Genomic DNA, 12,770 nt, shown 5'->3' on the forward strand with positions numbered 1-12,770 from the left:
GTAGCCCGGATGGAGCGAAGCGAAATCCGGGAATCGTGGCACAAGCGAGTCGACCCGGATTACGCTGCGCTCCATCCGGGCTACGAACTACGACTACGACATCACGACGCCAAAAATCCCCCGTCCGCCGCGAGCACGTGGCCAACGACATACGACGACGCGTCGGACGACAGCCACACCACGGCCTCCGCCACTTCCTCCGGGCTCCCCATCCGCCGCAGCGGCAGGCCCGCACTGACGGTTGCGACATCGCCGACGCCGGCGCGCAGCATCATGTCGGTGACGACGCGGCCGGGCGCGATGGCGTTGATGCGGATGCCGCGCGGGGCGTTCTCCATCGCGGCCGAGCGTGTCAGCGAGATCGCCGCCGCCTTCGAGGCCGAGTAGAGCGAGAAGCCGGGATTGGGATTGCGCACGCCGCTGACGGAGGCGTTGACGACGATGCTGCCGCGGCCCTGCGCCAGCATCGCCGGCAGTTGATGGCGCAGGCACAGGAACAGCGCACGGACATTGGTGTCGAACACCGTGTCGTAGATCTCCGTGCCCTGCTCTTCCAGCGGCGCGCGGCGCTCCTGGAATCCGGCATTGTTGAAGGCGACATCGAGCCGGCCGCAGCGCTCGACCGCCGTGCGAACCAGCCGTTCGACGTCATCCTCTTGCGTGATGTCGGTTTGGATCGCGATCGCGTCAGCGCCGAGCTCCCGGCACGCTGCGGCGGTGTCCTTGATTTCGGCCTCCCGCCGTCCCGCGACAACAATCGCCTCCGCACCTTCCGAGGCCATCCGCAGCGCCGTGGCGCGGCCGATGCCGCTGCCGCCGCCCGTGACGAGGCAGACCTTGCCTCTCATCCGCATCCCGGCCGGCACAGTTCCGCTCATGGCTCACTCCAAAACGCTTGCGCGCGACGTTGCGCGCATATAGTTGTATGATACAACTATATGCCGGGAGTCAAGATGGCCGAGCTTGCGCTGATCGACGACATCCGCGCCGCCTCGCGATTGATGGTGCGGGAGCTCGGCTTCATGGATGCGACGGTGGCGGCCTCGGACTATCCGCCCTCGGCGGTGCACACCATTTTGGAGATCGGCATCCGCGGCCCGATGAACTCAGGCGACCTCGGCGATTTCCTGCGGCTGGAGAAATCCAGCGTCAGCCGCCTGGTGCGCAAGCTGGTCGATTGCGGCGAGCTGCGGGAGACGCCTGATGAAGCCGACGCGCGCAGCAAGCTCTTGTCGCTGACGGCGAAGGGCCGGCGCACGCTGGAGGCGCTGCACGCGTTCGGACGCCAGCAGGTGCGCGGCGCGCTGGCCGCGCTGACAGAGGCCGAGCAGCGCACGGTGCGCGAGGGCATGATGCTCTATGCCCGGGCGCTGCGGCAGAGCCGCATGGAGGATGAGGGGGAGTCGGCGGCGTAGCCGTATTCTCAGTGTCATCGCCCGCGAAGGCGGGCGATCCAGTATTCCAGAGACGGCTGTGATTCCTCGACAGGCCGCGGCGTACTGGATGCCCCGTTTCCGCGGGGAATGACAGCGGTGCGGGTGGCACCAGCCTACCCTACTTCCCGAACTCCTCCCGCATCTTGGCCTGGATCTTGGCCATGCCGCCGATCCAGCGGTCGTAATTCTCGGTCTTCTTGCGCATGTAACCGAGCACCTGGGGGTGCGGCAGGATCAGGAACGTCTCCTGCTCGAGGCCGGCGAGCACGTCTTTCGCGACCTGCTCCGGCGTGAGATCGCCGTCGCCGGATTGCGGGCCCTTCGGGATCGAGCGCAGCATGTTGGTGTCGACGCCCTGCGGGCAGAGGATCGACACCTTGATGTTGTGGGCCTTGTGCGAGATCGCGAGGTTTTCGGCAAAGCCGACCGCGGCGTGCTTGGTGGTGGAGTAAGCGGGGCTTCCGACCTGCGACAGCAGACCTGCCGCCGAAATCGTATTGAGAAAATATCCGCCGCCGCGCGCCTTCATGCGGGGAATGAGATACCGCGCCGCATAGACATGGGCCATGACATGGATCGCCCAGCTCCGCTGCCACGGCTCGTCGGAGGCGCCGCCGGCATTGACCGACATCGGATCGAAGCCGCCGCCGATGCCGGCATTGGAGCAGAACAATTCGATCGGGCCGAACTGCCGTTCGGTCTCCTCGATGACGTGGGCGATCTCTTTTTCCTGCGCGACGTCGCATCTGAAGGCCGCGCCATCCACCGTGGCGGCGACGGCTCTTGCATTGGCGGCGTCCATGTCCGCGACGACGACCTTGGCGGCACCCGCCTTGTGGAAGGCCTCGCACAGCGCCTTGCCGATGCCGTTTGCGCCGCCCGTGACGACCACGACCTTGCCGGTCACCTGCATGCGACGTCTCCTCTTTGTCTTGTAGCGCTTCTCTTTTCGGATAGCGCTTCGCTATCTTATACCGCTTCGCTTATTCCGCTTCGCGGATCTTGCTCAGCTCAACACGAGGTCGAGCACCGCGGTATAATGGCACGCCGCGCCGGCCAAGACAAAGCCGTGCCAGATCGCATTCTGGAAGCGCAGCCGCCGCCAGGCATGGAAGATCACGCCAAAGCTGTAGAGCAGGCCGCCCGCAAGGATGAAGCCCAGCACCAGCGCAGGCAGCGCCTTGACCACGGCGTCGTAGACCATCACGCCGCTCCAGCCCATCGCGAGATAGATTCCGACTGCGACGCGGTCGAACCGGCCGGGGTAGAGAAGTTTCAGCACGATACCCAGGATCGCGACGCACCAGACGCCACCGAGCAGCACCAGCGCGAACACACTGTCCCTCACCTCGAGGATGAACGGCGTATAGGTCGCCGCGATCAGCAGATAGATCGCGCAATGGTCGAATCGCCGCAGCAGCCATTTGGCCGGCGAGACCGGCCAGAGATTATAGGTCGCCGACAGCACCAGCATCGAGAGCAGGCCGGCGACATAGATCGAGACCCCGACGATGTTGGTGGCGTCGGCATAAACCGCCGTCAGCACCACCAGGACCGTGGCGGCGACGATGCCGCAGAACACGCCGATCGCGTGGATCACGCCGTCCGCGATCAATTCGGCACGGTCGTAGTTCCAGCCGATCGCGTCGGCCGCGGCGTGGACGGAGGTGGATGCAAGCTGTTTCAGCTGGAAGACGGTCATGGCAATCCGCAAGGCTAAGACAATGCCCTCTTGTAGGGTCTTTCGCGATCGGCGCATCGTTCAAACGGCTGATTTGCCGACAAAGGCGGTGGAAGTATGAAGCTTGATTTTCCCTACGCAATTGCCACTTTTGTGAACGGCTTCACTGTTCCGCCCGCCCCGAGATCAATCACGTTCATATGGCATTCAGTTTCCAGGATATGGTCGAAGAAGCGCGGCTGTCGGCCAGGGCGCTGATCGACTATGGTGAGCACTTCTTCAACCCGACGGTGCGTCTCGGGGTCACCGGCCTGTCACGGGCCGGTAAGACCGTATTCATTACCGCGCTGATCCACGGCCTCACCCGTGGCGGCCGCTTTCCGGTGTTCGAGGCCTATGCCTCGGGCCGGATCGCGCGGGCGCATCTGGCGCCGCAGCCGGACGACGCCGTGCCGCGCTTCGCCTATGAGAACCATTTGCGCGCGCTGCTCGAGGAGCGGCGCTGGCCGAACTCGACCGTCGACATCAGCGAACTCAGGCTCGTCATCGACTATCAGCGCCAGAACGGCGCCGATCGCACATTGACGCTCGACATCGTCGATTATCCCGGCGAGTGGTTGCTCGACCTGCCGCTGCTCCAGAAGAGCTATGAGCAATGGTCAGCCGAAAGCCTCGCGCTGTCGCGCGAGGCGCCGCGCGCGCATCTTGCGGGGGATTGGCACGCGCATCTCGCGACGCTCAAGCCCGAGGCGCGCGAGGACGAGCAGGCGACGCTGACGGCGGCAAAGCTCTTCACCGGCTATTTGCGCGCCTGCCGCGACGAGCGCTTCGCGATGAGCCTGCTGCCGCCCGGCCGCTTCCTGATGCCCGGCAATCTCGCCGACACGCCGGCGCTGACTTTTGCGCCGCTCGACGTGCCTGTGGGCGGCCAGGCACCGGACGGCTCGCTGTGGGCGATGATGGTCCGCCGCTTCGAGGCCTACAAGGACGTCGTGGTGCGGCCGTTCTTCCATGATCATTTTGCCCGGCTCGATCGCCAGATCGTACTGGCCGATGCGCTCGCGGCGTTCAACTCCGGCCCCGAAGCGCTGCACGATCTCGAAGCCGCGCTTGCCGGAATTCTCGACTGCTTCCGCATCGGCCGCAGCACGTTCCTCTCCAGCCTGTTCCGGCCGCGTATCGACCGCATCCTGTTCGCGGCGACCAAGGCGGACCATCTGCATCATTCCAGTCACGACCGGCTCGAGGCGGTGCTGCGCCGCGCCGTCACCCGCGCGGTGGTGCGCGCGGAAGATACCGGCGCGGAGATCGACGTGGTGGCGCTCGCCGCAGTTCGCGCCACGCGCGAGGCCCAGGTCGCGCATGGCCGCGACAAATTGCCGTCGATCCTGGGAACGCCAGCGGCCGGCGAAAGCGCCGGCGGCGAGTTCTTTGACGGCAACACGGAGGTTGCGACCTTTCCGGGTGACCTGCCGCAGGACCCCGAGCCGCTGTTCAACGGCACCGGCGCGTTCCGGGGCCTCGCGACCGAGGCCGCCGAGAAGAGCGATTTTCGCTTCCTGCGCTTCCGTCCGCCAAAGCTCGAACGCGAGGGCAATGACGAGCCGGCGCTGCCACACATCCGCCTCGACCGTGCCCTGCAGTTCCTGATCGGAGACAAGCTGTCATGAACGATCGATCCAAGCCGCGGCGGCCGGCGACGTTCCGGCTCGACGATCCCGGCGTCGTCGTCACCGAAGCCGACGAGACCAGCCGGCTCGGACGCGCCACGATCCAGATCACGCCGGAGCACGATCCGCAGGCATTGCCGGTGCCGATCGAGGCCGCGCTTCCGGCGCGGCGCGGCTTTCCCTGGGGCACGCTGTTCTGGTCCGGGCTCGGCGGGCTGACGCTGCTCGGCACCGGGCTCGGCGTGGTCCGTCTGATCGAGGATCTGTTTGCGCGCAGCGAAACGCTCGGCTTCGTCGGCCTCGCATTCGCCTTCGTCACCGCACTGGCGCTCGCGGTGGTGATCGGGCGCGAGGCCTTCGGGCTGGCGCGCCTTGCAACCATCGAGAAGCTGCATGCGCGCGCCGCCGCGGTCCTTGCCAGCGACGATCGCAAGGAGAGCCGCGTGATCGTGCAGGACCTGCTGAAGATCGCGCACCAGAACCCGCAGCTCGCCCGCGCGCGCGCCACGCTGGAAAGCCACACCGGCGATATCATCGACGGCGCCGACATGATCCGGCTTGCCGAGCGCGAACTGATGTCGCCGCTGGACGCGGAAGCGCGGCGGCTGGTGTCGTCGGCCGCACAAAAGGTCTCGATCGTGACCGCAGTTTCGCCGCGCGCGGCGATCGACGTATTGTTCGTGTTCGTGGCCGCGTTGCGCCTGATCCGTCAGCTCGCTTTTCTCTATGGCGGCCGCCCCGGCGCGCTCGGCATGATCCGCCTGCTCCGCCACGTGATCGCCCATCTCGCCATCACCGGCGGCATGGCCGCGAGCGACAGCCTGGTGCAGCAGATGCTGGGCCATGGGATTGCGGCAAAGCTGTCTCAGCGGCTTGGCGAAGGTGTGCTGAACGGATTGCTGACCGCGCGGCTGGGTCTGGCCGCGATCGACGTGACGCGGCCGCTGCCGTTCGCGGCGCTGCCGCCGCCAAAACTGTCGGACCTCGCGACGGATCTGCTGCGGAAGAAGGACGAGGAGTAGCGGCGCTATCCGCGCCATCGTTCGTGCCATTCGCCGGACCGACCCATGGCGCGCCGTCTGAAAGAGCGAAGCTTAAGCTCGCGGTTCATCGGGAAAGTCGAAGCTGACAATGATAAACCCGACCGCACCAAACACCAACAGCGCCAGGAACAGTGCCGCAACAGCAAAGGACCACACGAAAGGCTCCGAGCAGCTGATGCCACCCAATCGAGCCAACGAGCGGAATATCATCCCTCGCCGGCTGATCTGAGGCAGACCCGGACGGGGTTAAAGGGCAATTGTCCGGTAAAATGACGTTGCTCAGTCAAGCCGCACCTCGCAAGCGAACTATCGAGTTAGCCCTTTCGAGTATTGGAGGATTATGTGCCGCAGTTAATGGCAACTGAGCACAAGGAAGCGGCAATTCAAGTCGCCGCTTTCAAGTCAGCCTCTGGCCGCCCCATCCACGGCGCATCAGCCCGTTAAGAAACTGGTTACCAGTCAATGTCACCATTTGCATATTAGGCCGCCATATGCGGCGCGCATTCTGAGAACGGCTCAATATTTCGACACGCCCGGTTGGCGGTCTCTTTCAGGAGAGGCCCAATGTTTAAGGGCTTAATGGCAGCGCTTGTGGCGCTGATCAGCACACTGCAACTGGATCGATACCTGACCAACGGCCGGTACACCGACGCGGCCATGGATATGCTGCGGCATATCAGGCGCGCGTTTGGATTTTGAGGTGCACTGGACGATTTGAGGCCGGTGATGAAGGGCATCCCATGGACTGATCTCGACGCGGAGGAGCAACGCGCCATTGCGATATTGGGCGCCGGGCTCTCCATCGAGCTGTGCGACCCCGTCGCTCTGCCAAGATTGAGGCGGCTCGGGCTGATCGCAGGGTCTCGTTTGACCGCTGCTGCGCACGAGTTGCGGAGGCGCGTTGTTCTGGAAGAACTCAGTGCGCGGGATTGAGCCGCGTAACCAATTGGCACGCTCGATCCTCGGCTGGTCGGGAGTGCCTTGCCGGGGCTAACAAGGCGTGGGGAGTTTGATGGTGGCAGGTGCAATTGAGCTGATCGTGGAGGGCTACGTTTCCCTCAGGGACCAAGCAGCTCTTGATGAGCTTCGAACACAGCGTCGCAAACTTATCGCAGATCTCGATGCATGTACCGGGATCGACTGCAGGAGTACGATCCGGCAGATCGAGGAAGACATCGTCGTGATTGAGGCCGGGCTGGCGCGGTTGCCGGCCTAGTCGGCCGGATGTTCAGAGATTGCCCGGTGTCGTATCGACAACGGTGCACTCGGTGTGGATCAGGTCCTTCTTGGTCACCCGCACGCTGCCAAGATAATAACCTCGCTCCTGGACGGCTGCCCTGATCTCGTCGCTGACCTTGAGAACTCTCGCTCTGCTCTTGCGCCATTTGTTGGAAGAGTAGAGCGCGGGCATCGGAGAGCCGTTGCTGACGACGAGGAAGTCCCGCTTGCCATTGCGATAGACATCAAACATGTCCTATCCCCGTAGATAATATCAATAAGAGAAAATATGCTTCGTCACGATAGCTCCAGCTTAGTGGCTTAAATGCCTGAGCGGGTGGTAATCTGGGATGGCGGCCTGTGAATGTCGGGAAAAATGCTGGTTGCAGCTAAGCGATCAGCTCAGATTTCTGTTTGTATGTTGTTCTCATGCCACGCCAGGCCGCTTCAACGCGTGGCCTCGTTTGCATTTGGGCCCCCACAAGGGGAGAAGGGAAGAAGGGTGCCTCGTTAGGCGAGCGTACGTTTCTCGAATTCCCCCGCCAGCACCCGCCATTGAAACAGCGGCGAATCCGTTGGCGGCGAGAGTTCCGGCGTCCAGCCGGTGAGCTTCTCAATCACGTAGGTATCCGTCAGAACGCCGCGCCACCGACGTTCGACCTGGCCGAGCTGCTCGCGCTTCGCAGGGATCGATCCCCACACCGGTGCGCGATTGTCCGGCTCTCGCCCGACATAGATGCCCGCATGCCCGCTGATCCGATCCATGCCGGGATCGCGAAAATCCTGGAAGCGGCCGCGTTCGTTGATCTCGACGACGGGCACGCGGCCCCTGAACAGCCAGCGCATCATCGCGTAGGTGCGATAGTCCGTGGTCGCGATCCAGGTCGCGCCGGTCTCGTCGAGCGCAGCCTGCGCACGCGCCGCGATCTGCTCGTAGCCGGCTTCGGCGCCGATCGGATCGATCTTGCCGAGTAGGTTCCAGGGCGCGGCGACGTAGTACAGGAATACGATGACGACGAAGGCGATCCCCGTGACGACCGCCGTGTTGAGCCAGAAGATACTCGAGCGGATCATCCGCGCCGACCAGTGCTCGTGCGACAGCATGACGAGGTTGACCGCAGCGGCGGCAAAGCCGACCGGCCACATGAACATCGGCCAGGTGTCGCCGACCCTGAGCGTCGTCGACTTGAAGAAGAAATAGAGGAACGGCACCAGCACCGCGGTCGACAGCAGGATCGCGACCGGCTCGCGCGTGCGATAGCCGCGCCACGCCGTCATCACGAGGCCTGACAGCACGACCGGCAGCATGACGAAGCCGACCAGCCCGAATTGCAGGCCGATGTAGTCGCCGATGGTGCGCAGCGAGATGCCGTAATTGGCAGTGGCCCGCACGCCCTGGAAACGGAACGAGGCCCAGTCGTGCTGCGCGTTCCAGATCAGCACCGGGGAGAACACGGCGATCGCGATCAGCACCGCGAGATAGGGGTAAGGACTGCGCAGCCAGCGCCAGCGCCAATCCGGCACCAGCAGAAACGCGGCGACCGCCGGCGCGAACATGATCGCGGTGAATTTCGACAGCATCGACAGCCCGGCGAACAGGCCCGCCGCCAGCCACCAGCGTCCGTCGCCGCCCTGCGCGAGCCGCACCAGGGCCCACATCATCGCCACCGCGAACGGGATCATGGCAACGTCCGGCGCGACCTTGGCCATCAGCAGGCCGTAATAGAGCGCAGCCTCCGGCATCAGCACCGCGAACATGATGGCGCGCGCATCATGAGTGAGGCGGCGGACCATGTCGGCGAGCAGCAGCTGCGTCACCAGCATCGCGACGATGCCGCCGAAGCGGACGCCGAGCACGGTGTCGCCGAAGATCGCGGTGCCAAAACGGATGAACCAGGCGATCATGGGGGGATGATCGAGGAAGCTGAGCGCTGCCTCCTTCGACCAGGTCCAGTAATAGGCCTCGTCGGTGCGCAGCTCGATCGCGGAGGCGTAGACGATCCGCAGCAGCGTCATCGCGGCAATGACGAGCACGGCCATAACGAGGGGTCGGCGCGCGGCGCCGGCTGGGGACACGGTCATATCAGGGGCTGTCGTCACGGCCGCGCTTTTCGCCAACCTGGGAGGGGGAGTCAATGCAGGGGGTGGTGCCGCAAACACCGGTGTCGTCCCGGGGCGCGACGAAGTCGCGAGCCCGGGACCCATAGCCACAGGGAGGAGTCGTGGCGCGAACTGGTAACCACGAGTCTTCGTCAAATCCGATCCTGTGGCTATGGATCCCGGATCGGCGCGCCGCTTGTCCGGGACGACAGCGGTGGGTGTGGCGCGCGCCTTTGCCCACCCTACGGTTCGGTAACCTTGCCGCGCATGTGATCAGGCCAGCTGTCCGCCCCTGGAATTAAACGCTACGCTGGCTGTTCTCCTTCATGAACTGATACAAACTGAATCATGGCCACTGCATCCTCACGATTGTCCGAACTGTCCCGCGCGACCAGCATGCGGCAGGTTCGGCTGGTCTGCGGCGTCATCCTGTTCTCCTACGTGGTGAGCCATTTCCTCAACCATGCGCTCGGCAACATCTCGGTCGATGCCATGGAGATCGGGGTCTACTATCACACGGCGTTCTGGCGGTTCCTCCCCATCGCGATCGTGTTCTATACGGCCGCGCTCACGCATATGGGGCTCGGCATCTACGCGCTCTATCAACGCCGCCAGTTCCGCTGGCGGACGATCGAGCCGCTCCAGCTCGTGCTTGGCTTGAGCATCCCCGCCCTCGTCATGGCCCATGTGATCGGCGTCCGGCTCGGCTACACGCTGTACGGGCACCAGAAACTCTATCCGCAGGAACTCTATCTGTTCTTCGTCACCTCGAACCGCATCTGGACCATGACGATCCTGCTGATCATCGCCTGGGTCCATGGCTGCATCGGCATCTATTTCTGGCTGCGCCTGAAACCGTTCTTCGCGCGCGCCGCGCCTTATCTGCTCGCCGCCGCCGTGCTGATCCCGACGCTGTCGCTGCTCGGCGTCTACCAGGGCGGACGCAGTGTCCAGATCGAGGTCGACGACGGCGAATGGCGCACGCACAATCTCACCCGCCGCCAGCTCGGCTCGACCGCGGAAGCCGCGACGCTCGACCGCATCACCGGCGGCCTCACCATCGGCTATGTCGGCCTGCTCGGACTGGCGCTGGCGGCACGCGGCGTGCGCGCCTTGCGCGAGCGGCGCCGCGGCATGATCGCGCTGTCCTACGGCAACGGCAAGACGGTGCGCGTGCCGAAGGGTCTCTCCGTGCTGGAGGCGAGCCTGCGCCACAATGTGCCGCATGCCAGCGTCTGCGGCGGCCGCGCCCGCTGCTCGACCTGCCGCATCCGCATCATCGGCGATCATGCCGCCCTGCCCGTGCCGTCGCAGCGCGAGGCCTTCGTGCTCGCGCGCGTCGGCACCGCCGATCCCTCGATCCGGCTTGCCTGCCAGCTGCGGCCGGACTCCGACCTCTCCTTCTTCCAGCTCTTCACGCCCCACACGCATTCGGCGGACGGACAGGCCTCGACATCAGCCAGAATCGGCCAGGAGCGCTACCTCGTCAGCCTGTTCGTGGACATGCGCGGTTCGACGCAGCTTGCCGAGAAGCGGCTGCCATTCGACACCGTTTTCATCGTCAACCGCTTCCTCGGCGCCGTCTCGCGGGCCGTGATCGAGAATGGCGGCCAGCCGAACCAGTTCGTCGGCGACGGCATGCTGGCGCTGTTCGGGCTGTCAGCCGATCCGGAGACCGCCTGCCGACAAGCGCTGAAGGCTGCCGCCGGCATCGCCACGCATATCGACGAGCTCAACGAGCTCCTGAGCCACGATCTCCGCCAGCCGATCCGCTTCGGCATTGGCATTCACGGCGGCGAGGTGATCATCGGCGATATCGGCTATCGCGATCACATCGTCTTCACCGCGCTCGGCGATGCCGTCAATGTCGCGGCCCGCCTCCAGGACATGACCAAGACGCTGGCCTGCGAAGCGATCGTCTCGGAGGAGGTCCGCCGCACCGCGGGCCTTGCCGACGATGCGCTGCCGCAGCAGGAGGTCGCGATCCGCGGCCGCGACGAGCCCCTGGCCGTGCGCGTCGTTGCGGACACGAGGCAGCTGTCGGCGCTGGTTGACCGAAGCGAGCGCGTCGCGGCCTGATTCTTCACCTCTCCCCGCAAGCGGGGAGAGGTCGGAATGCGCGCGCAGCGCGGATTCCGGGTGAGGGGGAGCCTCCGCGAATCCAACTCTCACCTCGCTCGCGGAGACTCCCCCTCACCCCAACCCTCTCCCCGCAGGCGGGGCGAGGGAGTGCACTGTCACTGCGGCTACAGCTCGGCAATCTCGTTACGAACGTAACACCGGCTTGCTGCAACGCAGCGACATGGGCCTGCTGCGAAAGCACGAATTGACTTCATCTCGATCGTTGCGACAGATGAGCGCGGGATCGCGGTGATGACTGCGGTCCAACGAAAAGCTCCGGGAGGAGACGAGAATGTTCGATCGACGCGACCTGCTCAAAGGAGCGGGCCTTGCCGCTATGGCGGCCACACTGAATTCCACCAGGGCGCTGGCACTCGACACCGTCACGCTTCCCTTCGCCAATGGCGAGCGGCCGCTGGTGAAATATCCGCAGAAGCGGCCGATGATCGGCCTGACCAGCCGGCCGCCGCAGCTCGAGACGCCGTTCGCGATCTTCAACGACGGTCCGATCACGCCGAATAACGCGTTCTTCGTGCGCTATCACCTCTCGGACCTGCCTTACAATCTCGATCCCGACAAGTTCACGCTCGAGGTCAAGGGCAAGGTCGACAAGCCGCTCAAGCTGTCGCTCAAGGACATCAGGAAAATGAAGGCGACCGAGATCGTCGCCGTCAATCAGTGCTCCGGCAACAGCCGCGGCTTCTCCGAGCCGCGTGTCGCCGGTGGCCAGCTCGCCAATGGCGCCATGGGCAATGCGCGCTGGCGCGGCGTGCCGCTGAAGGCCGTGCTGGAGATGGCGGGCGTGCAGAGCGGCGCCAAGCAGGTCACCTTCAACGGCATGGACGGCCCCGTCAGCGACAAGACGCCCGATTTCGTCAAGGCGCTCGATCTCGAGCACGCCACCGACGGCGAGGTGATGCTGGCCTATGGCATGAACGGCGAGGACCTGCCGTTCCTCAACGGCTTTCCGCTGCGCCTGATCGTGCCCGGCTATTACGGCACCTACTGGGTCAAGCACCTCAACGAGATCACCGTCATCGACAATGTCTATGACGGCTTCTGGATGAAGTCGGCCTATCGCATTCCGGACACGCCGAACAATGCGGTCGAACCGGGCACCGCGCCGAAGGCGACGATCCCGATCAACCGCTTCACCATCCGATCCTTCATCACCAGCGTTCCCGATGGCGCCAAGCTGAAGGCCGGCGGCACGACGCTGCGCGGCATCGCCTTCGACGGCGGCAAGGGCATCAAGGACGTCCAGGTTTCCACCGACGGCGGAAAGACCTGGGTCAGCGCCAAGCTCGGCAAGGATCTCGGCAAATACTCATTCCGTGAATGGAAGCTGCCGGTGAAGCTCGCGGCGGGCGCCCACGAGCTCAAGGTGCGCGCCACCGGCAATGGCGGCGAGACCCAGCCGGATGCGCCACGCTGGAACCCGGCGGGTTATCTACGCAACGTCGTCGAAACCGTCCGCGTCACCGTGGCCTGAGGGAGAATG

Annotated in this window: 12 protein-coding genes; 7 read left to right on the forward strand and 5 right to left on the reverse strand. The window is 64.7% G+C overall.

The window, feature by feature from the left end; translation table 11 throughout:
- Nucleotides 1–101: 101 nt before the first annotated feature.
- Nucleotides 102–878 (reverse strand): SDR family NAD(P)-dependent oxidoreductase, encoded by a 777-nt coding sequence (locus tag AB7245_RS38905; RefSeq protein WP_063985429.1) that lies wholly within the window; start codon nucleotides 876–878, stop codon nucleotides 102–104.
- Nucleotides 879–953: 75 nt separating this feature from the next.
- On the opposite strand from AB7245_RS38905, the gene AB7245_RS38910 reads away from it, so the two are divergent.
- A complete protein-coding gene (locus AB7245_RS38910) occupies nucleotides 954–1,415 on the forward strand; it encodes a MarR family winged helix-turn-helix transcriptional regulator (RefSeq protein WP_085399839.1) in 462 nt (153 codons plus the stop codon).
- 139 nt (nucleotides 1,416–1,554) lie between these two features.
- Here the strand turns inward: AB7245_RS38910 and AB7245_RS38915 are convergent, their stop codons facing one another.
- The gene (locus AB7245_RS38915) at nucleotides 1,555–2,349 is read right to left on the reverse strand and encodes an SDR family oxidoreductase (protein WP_085399829.1); all 795 of its coding nucleotides are present in this window, start codon (nucleotides 2,347–2,349) and stop codon (nucleotides 1,555–1,557) included.
- Nucleotides 2,350–2,442: 93 nt separating this feature from the next.
- Nucleotides 2,443–3,138, reverse strand: a complete 696-nt coding sequence (gene trhA, locus AB7245_RS38920) for a PAQR family membrane homeostasis protein TrhA (RefSeq protein ID WP_028151267.1) — start codon at nucleotides 3,136–3,138, stop codon at nucleotides 2,443–2,445.
- Nucleotides 3,139–3,317: 179 nt separating this feature from the next.
- Between trhA and AB7245_RS38925 the strand changes: the two genes are divergently transcribed.
- From AB7245_RS38925 to AB7245_RS38940, 4 genes are all read left to right on the forward strand, one after another.
- Entirely contained in the window at nucleotides 3,318–4,787 is a 1,470-nt protein-coding gene (locus AB7245_RS38925) for a YcjX family protein (RefSeq protein ID WP_085399828.1), read from the forward strand.
- On the forward strand, nucleotides 4,784–5,809 hold the full coding sequence (locus AB7245_RS38930; protein WP_085399827.1) for a YcjF family protein: 1,026 nt from the start codon (nucleotides 4,784–4,786) through the stop codon (nucleotides 5,807–5,809). The genes AB7245_RS38925 and AB7245_RS38930 overlap by 4 nt, the downstream gene beginning before the upstream one ends.
- Before the next feature lie 585 nt (nucleotides 5,810–6,394).
- Nucleotides 6,395–6,529: a hypothetical protein gene (locus AB7245_RS38935; protein ID WP_275552114.1), complete on the forward strand. Its 135-nt coding sequence runs from the start codon at nucleotides 6,395–6,397 to the stop codon at nucleotides 6,527–6,529.
- A gap of 316 nt (nucleotides 6,530–6,845) precedes the next feature.
- Nucleotides 6,846–7,046 carry a hypothetical protein gene (locus tag AB7245_RS38940; protein WP_167768100.1) on the forward strand — a complete coding sequence of 67 codons (201 nt, stop codon included), beginning with the start codon at nucleotides 6,846–6,848 and terminating at the stop codon, nucleotides 7,044–7,046.
- A 12-nt stretch (nucleotides 7,047–7,058) separates the two neighbouring features.
- Here the strand turns inward: AB7245_RS38940 and AB7245_RS38945 are convergent, their stop codons facing one another.
- Both AB7245_RS38945 and AB7245_RS38950 read right to left on the reverse strand, forming a co-directional pair.
- A complete protein-coding gene (locus AB7245_RS38945) occupies nucleotides 7,059–7,301 on the reverse strand; it encodes a hypothetical protein (protein ID WP_085399824.1) in 243 nt (80 codons plus the stop codon).
- A 257-nt stretch (nucleotides 7,302–7,558) separates the two neighbouring features.
- Entirely contained in the window at nucleotides 7,559–9,130 is a 1,572-nt protein-coding gene (locus AB7245_RS38950) for a glycosyltransferase family 39 protein (RefSeq protein ID WP_244623209.1), read from the reverse strand.
- A gap of 366 nt (nucleotides 9,131–9,496) precedes the next feature.
- Between AB7245_RS38950 and AB7245_RS38955 the strand changes: the two genes are divergently transcribed.
- Nucleotides 9,497–11,227, forward strand: coding sequence for an adenylate/guanylate cyclase domain-containing protein (locus AB7245_RS38955; RefSeq protein ID WP_135215202.1), 1,731 nt, complete (start codon nucleotides 9,497–9,499; stop codon nucleotides 11,225–11,227).
- Between the two features lie 334 nt (nucleotides 11,228–11,561).
- A complete protein-coding gene (gene sorA / locus AB7245_RS38960; protein ID WP_085399821.1) occupies nucleotides 11,562–12,761 on the forward strand; it encodes a SorA family sulfite dehydrogenase catalytic subunit in 1,200 nt (399 codons plus the stop codon).
- Nucleotides 12,762–12,770 lie beyond the last annotated feature (9 nt).

The organism is Bradyrhizobium sp. 604_D8_N2_3 (assembly GCF_051810765.1).
In the GTDB taxonomy this organism is placed as follows: Bacteria; Pseudomonadota; Alphaproteobacteria; order Rhizobiales; family Xanthobacteraceae; genus Bradyrhizobium; species Bradyrhizobium barranii.